Below are 15,135 nucleotides of genomic sequence, written 5' to 3' on the forward strand. Positions count from 1 at the left end.
CCACACATCGTCAAACTGTTTTTTCCAACATTCCGAACTTTTTCCGTTCCCTGCCCACGGACCAGAGCTAAACGTTTGCTCGACCGCAACTCCGCCCCGGGACATGTCCGACGCCTGAGGGCGCGCTACTCCTGCTGTTCAGCCTTTGGTTCGGACGGGGACGTCAGAAGTTCCAGGCGCTGCGCGACGGTGCCGATATCAATGCTCTCTTCCCGCAGCCGACGCAGCACGGCTTTAAACACGTTGCTTCGCGCCCCGTAGGAAGCGCGCGGCCCACTCACATGGGCGAAGCTGTTGAATACGATGCGCCCGTCGACGATTGAGTCGATGAAGATCGAAGGCGGTGGTGCAGAGAGGATCGCTTTCTCCTCGGTGTAGGCTTCCAGCACGATTCGTTCGACGGCGTCGACATCCGTACCGAGCGGCACCGAAAACTGGATCTGCACGCGCCCGAGCGGGCCGGTGAGCGTCTTGTTGAGGACCGACTTGGTAATGAGCTCGGAATTCGGCACGATCAGTGTCGAATGGTCGCCAAGCTCGATCGCCGTGGATCGCACACTGATTCGCTTCACATCGCCTTCGTCAGTTCCAACACGCACAAGATCGCCGATCTTGATCGGGCGTTCAGCAAGCAGGATCAGGCCGGAGACAAAGTTCTGCGTGATCGCCTGAAGGCCAAAACCGATACCGACGGACAGCGCCGATAGCAGCAACGCGATACGCTCGACGCCGATCCCGAGCGATGAGAGCGCCCACAGTACGGCCAGCGCGACACCGAGATAGCGGATCACGAGGCTGACCGAGTTACGGCTAGACCCATCGAGATCGGTCGCGGGCAGGTAGCGGTTCTCGAGCCAGCCCATCAGACCACGCACCAGGGCAAGCCCGACGAACAGCACCACGACGCCACGCAGGATCACGCCAGGCGAGATCGCTACCCCGCCGATTTCCAGCCCTTGCGTAAGCGTGCCGAGGCGGCCGAACAGCGTCCCAATGCCGCCGCCTGTTCCAAACGGCGACAGCAACAGCCCGAGTGCGACGACGACCAGTGCGAGTCGCAGAAAGCCGGACAACAGGATGCCGAACTGCTCTACCACGCTGCCGCGCACCCCGAAGGCACGGGTGAAGGTCAGGCCCACCCGACTGCTGCGTACGAACACAGTTGTCGAGAAATCGTCGACGGCCTTGGTCATGAGGTACAACGCGCAGCCCAACACCGCCGTCCATCCCAGAAAGCGGCCGACGAATACGCTGAAACCGACATAACCGAGCACCAGCGCGATCAAGGCGCCCGCTACCGCCACCCATAGGATCAGCATCGCCGCGCCCAGCGTCGCACTCACCGACAGACTGTTCGCATCTTCCTGATCGAGCCGCTGCCCACGCAACCGCCCAAGCGAGAGCAACAAAGCGCCGACCAGCAGAAGGTGGAGCATGGCACTTACCGCTTCGGTCAACACGATCGCGGCACCGCTGGCGCCGATCGCGGTGTTGAAAGCATCCACGACGATGCTCACGCCAGCCAGCCCGGCGAGCAGCAGCGACAGCGGGCGCAGACGCCGCGCGGTTTCGTCGTCGATCGGCGCGATCCGCCACGAGGACTGGCTGCGCATCAGCACCGCGCCGGTCACGGCTGCGCTAAAGCCCGCGTATCCGCCCGCGACCACCAATGCGTCGAGCAGACTGCTCCAGCGGCTCGGCAGCAACCCGGCCCAGCGCATGCCCTGCACCACCGCCACCGCCGCCAACAAAGGCGACAACGTGCCGGTCGCGACCCGCCACAACGCGTTTGCGGACCGGCGCAGGCGGTGGCCGGGTGCGTCCTCAATCAGGTATGATTGGCCTGCACGGCGGGTCGCACGACGCAATGGGAACAGGATCGTGATCGCGAGCGCCAGTCCGACAAACGCCTGCCATGGCCAGCCACCACGCCACTGCGCACGAATTTGCGTGCCGCCTTGCGACAGGAACAGACTGGTGCGCCGGACATCGCGCGGCACCGCCGCGATGACGTTGGCCCAGAAGGACGGGGTAAGCGGCGAATCGACGCGGGTGGCGAGCGTCTGGCCGAACTGTTCAGCCTGGCTGCGGTCGATCTCGTCGAGCAGTTGCTGCGCCTCGACATCGGCAAGCTTGGCACGGCGCATCGCGACGTCGATCGTGCGCTGCTGCCGCGTCAGACTGGCCCGCTGGTTGTGCAGCTCCGGCGCTTCACCACCGCCCGACGGAGCGCCGCCGAGCTCGGTCAACCGCGCCTGCACCAGAGTCAGTTGATCCTCCAGCGCGCCGGCGGCATCGCGCGCGCTTTGCTGCGATTTCATCGCGCTCGTGCGCAGATCCTTGCGCTTCTCATCATCGACGCGGGTATCCAGAGCCCGGTCGACTGCACCGAGATCGTGTTCGGCCTGGCCGATCTGCGCCACGGTCGCGGCGAGCGGCGGCGTTTGCGCCGACGCGGGCACGCCGATCAGGATCAGCGACAGCGCGCACAGCAGCCACCGTATCGTCACGCGTACAGGTCGTCGCAATCGCGCCTCCTTGCCACCCGAACCAGAGCAGCGGCTCCGGACAGGAGCCAGGAAGGATACTGCCAGAAAGATGTGGATGCCCCGTATCAAACCGCCCCTGCCGACTCAACGTGTGCGGGCCGCTGCATTCAACCCCGCCCCCTAGCCTGCTAACGCTTTGACCCGCGACCGACCCTTAGCCCGCGTGCTTCTCGGATGCGCGCAGCCGCGCGACCTCCGATCGTATTGTCGTTGCTATTGTCGCGGGCGTCAGGTCATGGCGCGCACTGCCGGGAAACAGCACGGTCGTGACGTCGCCGCCGATACTTTCCATCGGATCGACGACTTGCGTACACCGTCCCTTGCGGTCACGCGCGGCGCAGAGTTCACGCCCGAGCGCACGATGCAGCGCGAGCGATCCTTCGCCAAGCTTCTCGAAGGGGCCGGTGTCGGCGACGATCACGGGCACAGTGACGCCGTGATAGGTCACGTACCCGAAATCACCGGTACGCACGCCCGTCAGGGCGGTAAACCTGCCCCGCACATCACGCGGACCCGCCCATGGAATCACCACATAAGGCACCGCATCGGCGTCGACCGGCACCTCCCCGCCTTTACCGTCCGGAAGCATCAGCGAGGTCGGACATTGATCCATTGCGCCATGATTCGGGCTACAGGCGAACGGCGAGCCATCGAGATCAACCGCGAGCTTCGACACATAGACGATCGCGCCATCCGCCCGTCGCCGCAGCATCGTCACCGCGTTGGGATCATTGCGACACCCGTGCACTGCGTGCCCGTAGAACGTATCGGTCCGGTCGCACACGCCGAACTCGCGGCGATACGCTTCGTCGATCACCACACCCGCGGCAACGCCGGCCGAGCCCGTCACGGGCGCACCGCAGACGGGCGTGATCGCACACGTGGCGAGGATCACCGCGAGAACACCGGATTTCAACATGCACAATCCTTCGGGAAATGGTCACTTGAGAACTGCCGTGCAAGCATATGGCTCCGCAACGCGAACACGCCACCGCGATGTTCAAGCGTTTGTTAACCATGACTTGCGACAAGAGCGGCAACACCCTCTTGATCGAGAAACCCATGCCGCAGCGCCGTCCTGTCCTTGCCGCCGCGCTGATCGTCCGAGACGAGGCGCGCTGCATCGCGCGTTGCCTCGACAGCGTTGCGCCTTGGGTCGATCGCATGGTTGTGCTGGACACAGGCTCAACCGACGACACCCCCGCCATCGCCCGCAGCGCGGGGGCGGAGGTGCACCACATGACGTGGCCGGACAGTTTCGCGGTCGCTCGCAATCAGGCGCTTGCGCTCGCCGACGCCGACTTCAATCTCGTGCTCGACGCCGACGAGTGGCTCAACAGCGGTGGCGAACACCTTCGCGCATGGTGCGCGGGTCCGCCCCGGCTTGGTCGCGTGTGTATCCATAGCGATGCCGAAGGAGCATCCACCACGCGCAATTGGATCACGCGCGTACTGCCACGCGGCACGCGCTATCAAGGCCGCGTGCATGAGCAGGTCGCCTCCGATCTGCCGCGCGCGCGAATCGACCTGCATCTTGGCCACGACGGCTATCTCGACGCGCAGATCACCGGCAAGCATGGCCGCAACCACGCGTTGCTGCTCGGCGACCTCAGCGAACGCCCAAACGACCCGTACCTGCTTTACCAGCTCGGCAAGGATGCCGACATGCGCGCGGACCGAGCTGACGCCTGCACCCACTATGCGCTGGCGCTGGCGGTGACTCCCGCCGATGCCAATTGGCGGCACGAACTCGTCGTCTGCGCGCTACAGGCTCTGTCCAGGGCGGGGCGCTTGCAGGATGCGCTCGACCTCGCCGATGCCGAATTAGGCAATTGGGCGCAATCGCCCGACTTCTTCTTCGTGCTTGGCGATGTGCTGCTCGAGCAGGCGATTGCCGATCCCCGACAAGCGATCGGCAAATGGCTACCGCTGGCGAGCGGTGCATGGGAGCGCTGCCTTGCGATTGGCGAGCGGCCAGCACTGGAAGGCAGCGTAGCCGGGCGCGGCAGCCACCTTGCCGCGCATAATCTGGGTGTCGTGCGCTCACAGCTGGCGGTGCTGGGATGAGCGGAACGGACACCATCTTCGCCAAGGCGAAACGCGCCGAGCGGCGTGGCGATGTGGCGGAAGCGCGGCGCCTCCTTGAGGAGGTACTGGCGCGCTACCCAGGCAACCGCAAGGCGGTCGAGGGATTAGCCCGCCTCGCCCCCCCGGACAACGACAACGCCGTTCTGCAAGCCGGCGTAGCGGCGGTCTCGGCCAGCTATGCACGGGGCGAGCACGCGCAGGCAGCCCGAGACACCGAGGCGCTGATCGCGCGCTTCCCACACGTGACGGCGCTGCACGGGGTAGCCGGCGCCGCGTATCTTGGCGTCGGCGATGCCGCGCGTGCCGAGGCGGCGTTCCGCGCCGTGCTTGCAGCGCAACCTGACGATGCGGTCATTCACACCAATCTCGGGGTTGCGTTGCGGCGGCAGGAGCGGCTCGCGGAAGCCGAGGATTGCCATCGCCGCGCCTTCGCCCTCCGGCCCAATTTGGTCGAGGCGCACTATAATTTCGCAAATCTACTCGGTGCGCAGGGCCGCGACGATGAGGCGATAGCTGCCTACCACACCACGTTGGCGCTGCGGCCCGATCATGCCGACGCGCTCTACAATCTCGGCAACCTGCTGCGTGAGCGGCGCGCGTTCGGCAAAGCGGCCGCCTTCTATTCGCGGGCACTGGCGATACGGCCGGATCATGCGGATACCCTGACCAATCTCGGCTATGCGCACCTTGAGATGGGCGCTCGCGACGCTGCCGTCGCGGCTTTCCGGCAGGCGGTCGCGGTCACACCGGACGTGGTGCCGTCGCTCGTCAACCTCGGCACCGCCCTTTCGCTGGCCGGGGCGCTGGAGGAGGCCCATGCCACCTTCACGCACGCACTGGCGCTGCACCCCGACGATACCGCCTTGCGCGCACAGACATTGAGTCTCGACGCGCATCTGTGCGACTGGTCCGGGCGCGACACATTCGCCGCCCTGCCTATCGAACCTGCGTCTGGCGTCGAGCCGATCGCGCCGTTCACCGCGCTGCCGTTCGAGGACGATCCCGCGCGAAGCCTGGCGAGGGCGCGCGTTTTCGCCGCAGCTCTGCCCCACGAAGCGGACATCGCTTTGACGCCACCGCTGCCGGGCGCCAGAATCCGGCTCGGGTATTTCTCCGCCGATTTTCACGATCACGCGACCATCCACCTGCTCGCCGGCCTGCTGCGCGAGCATGACCGGAGCCGCTTCGAGATCCACGCCTACAGTTTCGGCGCCGACACAGATGAAGGCTTGCGCCAGCACGTATCGACGTACCTTGACGGTTTCCACGATCTGCACGCGCTCACCGATGCACAGGCGGTCGCTCTGGCGCGCAGCCACGCGCTCGATATCGCGATTGACCTGAAGGGCCATACCCGCGACGCACGCTCCGGCCTGTTCGCACGGCGGATGGCGCCGGTGCAGATCGGCTATCTCGGCTATCCCGGGTCAATCGGCGCGGATTTCCTCGACTACATCATCGCCGATGCGACGGTGATCCCGCCCGACGACGGCGCGCATTATAGCGAGCGTGTCATCCGCCTGCCGGGCAGCTACCAGCCGAACGACGACCGTCGTCCGATCGGCCCACGCCCTGCGGACCGCACCGCGGTCGGCCTGCCGGCGGCCGGCTTCGTGTTCTGCTGCTTCAACCAGCACTGGAAGATCGGCCCGCACGAATGGGCGATCTGGATGCGGCTGCTGTGCGCGGTTGAAGGCAGCGTGCTGTGGCTGATCCGCGGCAACGCCACTGCGGAAGCGAACCTGCGCAAGCAAGCGCAGGCGCGTGGCGTCGATCCCGAGCGACTGATCTTCGCCGCAAAGCTGCCGCATGCCGACCATCTCGCCCGTCAGGCCCATGCGGACCTGTTCCTCGATACTTTCGCGGTCAACGCACACACCACCGCCAGTGATGCGTTGTGGGGCGGCCTGCCTGTGCTCACCCTGATTGGCCGCCAGTTCGCCGCACGTGTCGCCGCGAGCCTGCTCACCGCGATTGACCTGCGCGATCTGATCGCGAAAACCGAGGCGGAGTATGAAGCGACCGCGCTCGACCTCGCCACGGATCCGGCGAAGCTGACGACGATCAAGGCGCGGCTCGGCGCCAACCGCACCCGCGCGCCGCTGTTTGACACGCCTCGCTACGCCCGTGCGATCGAGGCGGCGTTCGAGAGCGCACACCGCCGCCGTCTCGACGGGCTGCTCCCCGCGCCGATTACGATAACACAAACTTAAACATGCCTGTTTACCACTCGGCAAGCATCCGGTCCCGGCCAAGAAGGTAACGCCGACATGATTCCAAAGCGCATTCACGTCATCTGGATCGGTGACGACGCAAAGCGGCCGGACAATTGCATCGAAACCTGGCGCGCCCTGCACCCGGATTGGGAGTTTCGACTGTGGGGCAATCAGGATTTCGCCGCCACCGAATGGATCAACCGCGCCCATATGGACGCGATGTGGACGCGCGAACTCAACGGCGTCGCCGACATGATGCGTTGGGAAATCCTCTACCGCCACGGCGGCGTGCTGGTCGATGCCGACAGCATCTGCATCCGTCCGCTCGACGACTTTCTCCTCGAATGCGCCGCGTTCGCAGCGTGGGAGAACGAAGTCGCGCGTCCAGGGCTGATCGCTGCAGGCTATTTCGGATGCGAAGCCGGAAATCCGTTCGTCGGCCAGATCATCAAGGACATCGCGGCCGAGACGACCGTTGTCGACCGCATGGCGTGGCAGAGCGTCGGTCCGCAGCGCCTGACCGACGCCTATCGCACGTACGGCTATATCCGCCTGCGCATCTATCCGAGCCATTATTTCATCCCGGAGCATTTCACCGGCATCACCTATGACGGCCTCGATCCCGTCTACGCGCACCAACTCTGGGGGTCGACGCGCGGCGCTTACGACGTGATCCATCAGCAGGCGCTCTCCAGTGCCGCGACTGCCGTCACGCAACCGGTTGCTCCGGGGGTGGTGCAAGACCCGGATCTGGAAAATGGCCTGTTCCACCGTGTCTGGCTCGGCAACACGCCGATGCCGCCGCATTACGAAGCGTATTGGGCCGCATGGCAGCGGCAGTTCCCAGAGGCGCGCTTTATCACCTGGACCGACGCCGACGTGGCGACGCTGACCATTTCGCGCGACAAGATCGAGAAAATATCGGTTTTCTCCATGCGGGCTGATATCGCACGCTACGAGATCCTCTATCGTTTCGGCGGCATCTACCTCGACTGCGACATCATGCCGTACCAGCATTTCGACGTCGCCGAGATGTCGCGCACGCTGACCGTCTGCAATGAGGACGCCTCGACCGAATATTGCTCGGTCGGTTTTGTCGGTGCGCCGAAGGGCCACGCGATCTTCCGCGAACTGCTCGACCATATCATGACGCATGACCTCGATGAGACGCGCACCAACGTTTCCACCGGGCCATGGCTGTTCGGCGCATTCCTGAAACGCCACGCGCACCGCCGGCTCGGAACCGAGGCGTTCTACCCCTATCTCTACGACCAGCCGCTGTCGGCAGTGCGCCGATGCACGCTGGGCAACAGTTTCGGCATCCACGTCTGGGGTGGCTCCTGGCTTCCCGCGCAGGCGCGCAAGGACAAGGCGATGGATCTGCTCGGCAAGGGTGATTTGCAAGAACCCGTCGCGATTCTTGCCGGGTATGATGATGAATGGTCGCAGGATGTCGGCCTGCTGATCGCCGGAATGCGCGAGATCCGCACCAGCAGCGTCGCCACCGCGGCAGTGCTGCATCAAGATATGTCGATCGACGCGGAAGACCGGATCGCGTTTGAATTCGGCAAGGTCGTCGCCTGGCTGCTCGATTGTGACGACGATCGGATGGTCTGGCAGATCGGCGCGGCCGACGGCATGCTGGTCGACCCGCTACGCCCGGTGATGATCAACTACGATCCGCCGGCGGTGTTGCTGGAGCCGAATCCTTACATGTTCGCGGCGCTGGAGCGCGGATATCGCAACAACCGCAACGCGCTGCTGCTGCCCTTCGCATATGGCACCGGTCCGGGCGAACTCATACTGAACGCCATCAATCCGACGCGGGTGGCGGAACTGGACCTGCCGCGCTGGGTGATCGGCCTGTCCTCCATCTACGACGACAAGAATGCGATCGGCGGCAAGACGGTCGATGAAGCAATGAAGTCGCGGATCCAGTCGTGCATCGACAAGATCGCAGTGCCGGTCGTCACCTATCAGGACGTATTGGCCAAAACTGGCGGACGCGCGGCGGACATCCTCGTCGTCGATGCCGAGGGCATGGATAAGGCGATCATCCTCGACATCCTTGATCACGGCGCGCTGCCGATGGTCATCCACTTCGAGATTCAGTGCCTCGAACCCGACGAACAGCGCGCGCTGCTGGCGGCACTGGAGGTGGACTATGTGGTGCTGCGCTTCGGTAACGACATGACCGCCTATCGCGCCGATGTGATCGAGGATTACGCGCGGACGCTGTATATCGAGCATGGCATGCCGACGATCTACAGCACGGGCCTGAAGATGCTGAACGGGCTCTAACCGGCGTCTGGTCGTAGCGGCGATACGCCGCGACCAGAGTAAGCGGGCTACTGTACGGAAAGCGCCAAACGGGTGGCGAGCAGATCGGAATGGATGTTCGGCAGGCTTGTGGATCGACGGTTGCATCAGCATCGTATCGACCGACTGGCCAGCTTTAGCGCGGACAGGTTCGATCCCCATCTCGATCCGGGCCACCACTCCCGCAAATCGACGCGGCGCCATAGCGAGGCGGTCAGTCCGAAGAAAACGCCAGACTTCGGAACGATCCAGCAGGGTAGCAGGTGCTCTCCGGGGGTCGTTCCTTGAACGATCCCCGAGAGACTGCAAGCACATGAGAAGTGCTGGTGCCCAGAAGAGGACTGTGTCACCAGAGCCGAAAAGTGGCGGTTTTGCTTGGTAAACTGCACAACATCCGCTCCGTTTTTGTACGTATGCTTGTACCTAGTCAAGGCTTGTGCAATACGGTTAACCCGCCGGGGGAGCTAACGGGCTCGGGCGGGTCACTAGCGGGAGGGTTTGAGATGATGATTACGAGCGAGAGCGCTGCGGTCCTTACAATCGAACTGGAGGAAGGCACTGCGGAGCCGTTAGGGGACGGATTGTTTGTCGTCTTGCAGCGGGACGAAACTATTAGCGGCAAGCCGATGCAGAATGTGGTTCTAACCCTTGAAGACCTTGAGACCCTTCGGGCGCACGAGGGCGCGGTTACGCCAGTCTATCTTGAGGATGGTCGGGCACATTGGATGGGCGACCATTTCCTAATCGAACAGGCGGACCGCACCGTCGAGGGACACCCGGTCCAGTCTGTGGCGCTCTCCGCGAATGACACGGAGGTCCTACGGCTCGCGGCTTGACCGCCCAGCGGATTGACTGACGGATGCCTCGGCGCTCTGAAGAGTGTCGGGGCTTCTGTATAAGGGCGCCAAAGCGCCCGTCGTGACCTTGGGGAGCCATCATGCGCCTTGCTGTACCAATCATCCTCTTGGCTTCACTAGCAGCCTGCACAGGCTCCTATGACCCGGATCGTTGTTCCACCGCGTCAGGCCCCAAGGCCGAGCATGTGTCCGACGCCGGACAAACTTGCATCGTGGATTGGTCGCGCAAACTGGCAGCCTCCACCGACCCGGCTCGGGACGTCGCGGACGCGGTCCTAGTGGCGTGCCAAGATACGATCGGGAAGGACGATGAGTTACTGGACGGGGTTCTAGAAAACTCAAGCACGGGCACGACACGAGAGGCCTCAACCGAGGCGCGGCATCTTGCAGTCTTCCGGGTCGTTGAGGAACGTGCAGGCCATTGCAGCTTGAAGAAGTAGCATACCGTCCCGAGGCCATTGTAGGGGCGCTGGGAGTCCGCTGGAGCGTGTCGAGCGTTCTGGGGGTACTCGGCGCCCCTTCTGGTGTCTGCGGAGTGCTGCGGGTTCGCGGCGAGCGGCCCTGAGCTTGCGCTAACTGTCCGCGCACCGGGTAACTGAAGGACTAGACCGATGCAGCGTACTCGCACAGTCTAGCCCGACCACCGCAAACGAAACCGTCTCGGATGGCCGTCCACTACCAAGGCGCGGACAAGGCGCTGCTAAACAAAACTGGTTGTCATCGAGTAACCGCGAGGCTCCGTAGAAGCCACAGGTGTCTTCCAACGCCGTGGCAGGCCCGAGCGGCGCCTACAGTTAGCGAAGTCGTTCCCACCGCTCGGCGGCGCTGCCATAGCGTCGGATTGCCTCCTTTGCTTGGCCGTTTAGCTGAATTGCATAGTCAATCATCGTTGCCGCGACCTCTTCAGAGGCCTCAACGGCGATATGGACACATTGCCCCACCCCGTTCCGAAGTAGATCGATGTTTTCCCGAGCAGCATCTTTGATCCGGCGCACTGCCGCATCATCGAGACCTTGCGTCCAATCGTCATTTGCAGGTGCATGCCTTATCGGAACCGCTTTCGACTTCTGCATGTAGCCACCTCGTCTTCGGCTGAAAAGTCGCCGTTGCGGGTTAACAAAAGGTAAATGTTAACCGATGGTAAGACGGGGCGGTGTACGGAGGCGGTAAACCGAGTCTTAAAATGCTACCGCCCTTTCCTACAGTTCCCTTTCCGTTCCATTCTGCCCCCGCATGGGCGCAAACACTCGCTTCCGGTCCCTCTCGGACTACATCCGCAACAAGGCCAACGTGCGGGCCAAGTGCCGTTGCGGCCACGTGGGCGTCGTGGATGCCGTGAAGTTCAAGCGTTGGGTTGCAGCCCACGGGGACAACGAGTGGCTGGAGGTCTGCGGAGGGCGTCTGCGGTGCATTGAGTGCCGAGGGAGGCCGGTGAGCATCAAGCCGACGCCTGAAGGCCCCACGATGCCCCATTGGATGGACCGCGAGGAACTTTGGGTCCGGCTGGTGAAACGCTTGAGGGGCTGAGCGGCTCAAGATGATAGCGAGCGGAGTGCCGTATGCTTGTCACACCGCTGAACCTAGCAACGATCAGCGTTGATGGTTGCTGATATGGACTATGTGAGCAACCGTCGCTTCTGAAAGCGGCGTGATAAACTGAAGCCCGGCAAAGCCGTAAACAGACCATGCCACCCGACACGATTGAGCCGCTTCGCCGTGCACGTTGATTGTCGCGTCCGCTCCGTGCTGCAACGCGAATGGTGTGCTAATATGCACTCCTAACACGGAGACGTTCAGAAGGATGCCGGGTACGTCCCCCATCATCGCTGAGGTTACTCTAATCGGTAGCCGAACTGGCTGTCGCTCGACATAACGCTCGTCGCGCCAAGCTGAACGGTTTGTTGGAAGCCTCGCATCGACCATAGCCTACGCCTACGCAAAACTACTTAAGGCAATCTCAAGGCTGCGGTGATTGCGACCGGGGCAGAAGGATGGCGGCAGGCGACGGGGCGACGTTATCGGCTCCAAAACGGCCGATGAGCATCAAGCCGATCCCTGAGGAGCCCACGAGGCCGGACTGGATGGACCGTGAGGAACTGTGGGTCCGTCTTCTTAACCGGTTGAGGGTGACGCCAAAATTAGTTTCGGTCGATCGGCCTTAGCCCCTGAAACTGGACGCTGAGTGGTGCAAGGCCACCGATCGATAACCATGCTGAGATAGCGGGTATAGAGCATTGCCCGGACCATTCTGATTCCTGGGTCCGAACCATAGCTCTCGGATCACTGGCCCCTCTCCCCGTGCCAGCGGGATATCCACATATGCAATCACGTCCGCGCCTGCTGCTCTGAACCGAATGGTCTCCCCCGCCACAGGCGACCCGTCGCATACGCCTCCTTCATCGACTAGTTGCCAACCGTCCTCCGCGATATCTACTCGCAGTTCGTGTACCGCCCTCACCTCTTGCTCTTCGCGGAACGATGAGTGTTTATAAGCTAGAAGGTAGCTGGCTAGACGCGCCGCGTCTTGACCAACCGCACCTTTGAAATCTTTCCCAGACTCTTTGAACTTCAAGAATAGGAAAATTAGTTCATTGCGCACTTCTTCGATCTGGCGGTCGCGATCGTAAAGAACCTCAAACAGCGTAATGGGCATCCTGCTTAAAGCATTGGCGTCGAAACCTATTGCCCAGCCTTGCGCATTATCTGAGTAACCGCGCCACTGACTCAGCACGTCCGGGTCTTTCGAAAAGCAGGATATGACCGGGTGACTGATAAGCTGCTTGGAAGAGATATAAGCATCAACGCTATCAAGGAACTTGACGTCTAAGCCGTCTAATTCAGGCTTTTGGCGAGCCAGCTTCAAGGCGGCGGTAGCCGCACTTTCAAATACTCCGTACCCATAGGCGGTTTCTCTAGCATCATTCATCATGTTAACGTCGCTGAACCGTAACTTTCCTCCTTCAACAACGGCTAGAAAAGTTGCGGTGCTGCAATAATGATACAGCGCTGCGTTTGGGTCAGGCCTGAAAACACGATCATGTATCGTTGGCAGGGAAGGTGTAGCGTCTTCTTCTGTCATATCGGCGGCTCCTGTTAAACAAAGTCCCACGGTGAAGGGTTATCTAAACCGCTTTGATGTATTTCCCCCGAAACGACGCGTTCATGCCGTATGCGCCGAGCCAATTCTCCTCGGTCACTTCTAACATTCCGTCGATGAAGCGAAGCCACGTCGTTGTCACCTCATCCTCGCGAAGCGGTCGTGCGTAAACGATTTCGCATCCTTCGATCAGCTCTCCCGTGAATTCGAGGATGCCGAGGTTCGGGCCATAGGGACGGCTGGTGCCGTAAAGGGCAAGCCCCGAAACGTAATACTGCACATTCCCTTCGAAGCTGTCGGGCAGCGGCGTGAAGTTCAGCTCGGCACCATCCTCGCCTGAGCCAACGCGTATCCATGATCCCGCAAAGGGATCACTTGCGGGCGTCGTTATTTCGCCGAAATGCACCTGCTGTGTGAAGGCCTTGTTGATGCTCTCATACAACTCCGTTCGGAACTGCTTCACCTCGCCAATTGTGAGGTTCTTGCGTTGCGATGAGACGCTATCGTACTCATCGTGGTGCTCGAAACAGAGGAAGGCGAGGTTAGTCTCAGCGTTGTTTGAACTCTTCTGGTCGAGATGCGCAATTTGTCCCGCCTTGAGTTGCGTATCTCTGTTCAGTCCGAAACAGATGCAGCATCGCCGCCGCGACTGCACTAGGACGCCGGTTTCAGTCGGGGCGGGCAGAGGCTTGCGGGACATGGTCCGTAAATACTGCGTCAACTCGCCAAGAGAAGGCGCATTTTGATTGCTCACGACAATCTAGAGCGCCGATAGCAGGAGGTGGGATCGACTTAGACGGCTTGAAGCCTTTTCCTCGATCCCGCAAGGGCATTAGAGCGGGAGGCCATCACCGGGCTCTGCGCGTACCCCAGCGCCAAGGCCTCCGGGGGCCTCATAGGGGACCGGCAGGCCACTACCGGGCGCTCCGGGTACTCCCGGTGCCTGATAGGGGACGATGGCCTGTGACGACTCTCCTGCGGCCTCCTGAGGGGGCTGCAGCAGCGCGAGGCGTGGAGGTGCCTGTGGGAGGCCCTGCGGCAACGGTTGGGCAAGCTGTGAGGCCTCCGTTGTGGCGGTGCGAAAACGGGCGCGGAACGGCGCCGTAACGCCGATGCAGTAGCGACGAGGTACGCCAACGACTTGAAGACTTGGCAGGACGTACCGGGGCAAGAGGATTGGCCGCAGGCGCTTAGGGTACATTGAGGCGGCCGTCTGCGCCTTCCTTGCGTTTTGCGTTATTGCTGCCAAGTTAGCCGTATGGCCGCCGTGTCTGACTTTGAGCACCTCTCCCGCGCCCCTCGCATGCTTTCAGCGCAGGTGGAGGAGACCATTAGTAGGCTCGTGGCAAACCTCATGACAGGGGCACGCACGGTTGATGTGAATGGGCTTCGGACTTGCTCAATGGCGATCACCCTCATCGCCGTAGGCGTGATTGGCACGTTCGAGGGGATGCTCCAGCAACGGTTCGCGTGCAATGACGCTTACGCCGAGCTGGACAAGATGCTCCGCGACAAAAAGCGTTGCGACCTAGCAGACCGCCTCGTCGATTATCGGCTGGCCGTTAACGTGCTAAAACATGGCGCAGGGCGCAGCTATAACACTTTACTGTCCAGACGTACGGAACTGCCGTTCGCCATTAAAGGCGCAGGCGAAGCCTTTTTCGACGAAGGCGATGTTTCAGAGGTTGGGGGATTGGTTGATACTCGCGGCGAATTCGTAAGCCACTGCATAGACCTTATCAATGAGATAAGGGAGGCGATCGGGATTAATTGACCGGCCTTGGCTCCTAGCATCCTTCCGGGGCTCGGCCGAACCTTTCTGGAGCGCAGGGCATCGCAGCCTGAAAAATAACCCCCGGAACCCAGAAGGGAACCAAGGGAACTATCAGCCGATCGGTAAACAAGCCGACCCCAGTGGGCCCTACCGTGCCCCTCTGGATGAGTATAAGGTAGCAATCGCATCAAGCACATTGCGCGGCGGATTGTCGCGGGTCAGTGTGAACGGCTTA

The 15,135-nt window shown here is 62.1% G+C and carries 11 protein-coding genes; 5 read left to right on the forward strand and 6 right to left on the reverse strand.

From position 1 onward, the window contains the following. Nucleotides 1–125: 125 nt before the first annotated feature. Together L8F97_RS17700 and L8F97_RS17705 are read right to left on the reverse strand one after the other, a co-directional pair. Nucleotides 126–2,528: a DUF3772 domain-containing protein gene (locus L8F97_RS17700; RefSeq protein ID WP_242153271.1), complete on the reverse strand. Its 2,403-nt coding sequence runs from the start codon at nt 2,526–2,528 to the stop codon at nt 126–128. 175 nt (nt 2,529–2,703) lie between these two features. Next, nucleotides 2,704–3,468: a glycoside hydrolase family 75 protein gene (locus tag L8F97_RS17705; protein WP_242153274.1), complete on the reverse strand. Its 765-nt coding sequence runs from the start codon at nt 3,466–3,468 to the stop codon at nt 2,704–2,706. Nucleotides 3,469–3,611: 143 nt separating this feature from the next. Here L8F97_RS17705 and L8F97_RS17710 point away from each other — a divergent pair, with 143 nt between their 5' ends. From L8F97_RS17710 to L8F97_RS17725, 4 genes are all read left to right on the forward strand, one after another. Beyond that, the gene (locus tag L8F97_RS17710; protein ID WP_242153276.1) at nt 3,612–4,616 is read left to right on the forward strand and encodes a glycosyltransferase family 2 protein; all 1,005 of its coding nucleotides are present in this window, start codon (nt 3,612–3,614) and stop codon (nt 4,614–4,616) included. Continuing rightward, nucleotides 4,613–6,850: a tetratricopeptide repeat protein gene (locus L8F97_RS17715; protein ID WP_242153278.1), complete on the forward strand. Its 2,238-nt coding sequence runs from the start codon at nt 4,613–4,615 to the stop codon at nt 6,848–6,850. The genes L8F97_RS17710 and L8F97_RS17715 overlap by 4 nt, the downstream gene beginning before the upstream one ends. A gap of 57 nt (nt 6,851–6,907) precedes the next feature. Continuing rightward, nucleotides 6,908–9,154, forward strand: coding sequence for a glycosyltransferase (locus L8F97_RS17720; RefSeq protein ID WP_242153281.1), 2,247 nt, complete (start codon nt 6,908–6,910; stop codon nt 9,152–9,154). A 521-nt stretch (nt 9,155–9,675) separates the two neighbouring features. After that, nucleotides 9,676–10,008, forward strand: coding sequence for a hypothetical protein (locus L8F97_RS17725; protein WP_242153284.1), 333 nt, complete (start codon nt 9,676–9,678; stop codon nt 10,006–10,008). Nucleotides 10,009–10,823: 815 nt separating this feature from the next. Here L8F97_RS17725 and L8F97_RS17730 read toward each other — a convergent pair. The 4 genes from L8F97_RS17730 to L8F97_RS17740 all read right to left on the reverse strand — a co-directional run bounded on the left by L8F97_RS17730 (nt 10,824) and on the right by L8F97_RS17740 (nt 13,880). After that, the gene (locus L8F97_RS17730) at nt 10,824–11,102 is read right to left on the reverse strand and encodes a hypothetical protein (RefSeq protein ID WP_242153287.1); all 279 of its coding nucleotides are present in this window, start codon (nt 11,100–11,102) and stop codon (nt 10,824–10,826) included. Between the two features lie 517 nt (nt 11,103–11,619). Further along, entirely contained in the window at nt 11,620–11,952 is a 333-nt protein-coding gene (locus tag L8F97_RS22985) for a PilZ domain-containing protein (RefSeq protein WP_409929059.1), read from the reverse strand. A 235-nt stretch (nt 11,953–12,187) separates the two neighbouring features. Next, complete coding sequence (locus L8F97_RS17735; RefSeq protein WP_242153290.1) at nt 12,188–13,108, reverse strand: DUF2971 domain-containing protein; 921 nt, start codon at nt 13,106–13,108, stop codon at nt 12,188–12,190. 43 nt (nt 13,109–13,151) lie between these two features. Next, entirely contained in the window at nt 13,152–13,880 is a 729-nt protein-coding gene (locus L8F97_RS17740) for a hypothetical protein (protein ID WP_242153292.1), read from the reverse strand. A 648-nt stretch (nt 13,881–14,528) separates the two neighbouring features. Here L8F97_RS17740 and L8F97_RS17745 point away from each other — a divergent pair. Continuing rightward, nucleotides 14,529–14,900: a hypothetical protein gene (locus tag L8F97_RS17745; protein ID WP_242153295.1), complete on the forward strand. Its 372-nt coding sequence runs from the start codon at nt 14,529–14,531 to the stop codon at nt 14,898–14,900. Nucleotides 14,901–15,135: the final 235 nt, after the last annotated feature.

It is taken from the genome of Sphingomonas sp. BAUL-RG-20F-R05-02, from assembly GCF_022662305.1.
In the GTDB taxonomy this organism is placed as follows: domain Bacteria; phylum Pseudomonadota; class Alphaproteobacteria; order Sphingomonadales; family Sphingomonadaceae; genus Sphingomonas.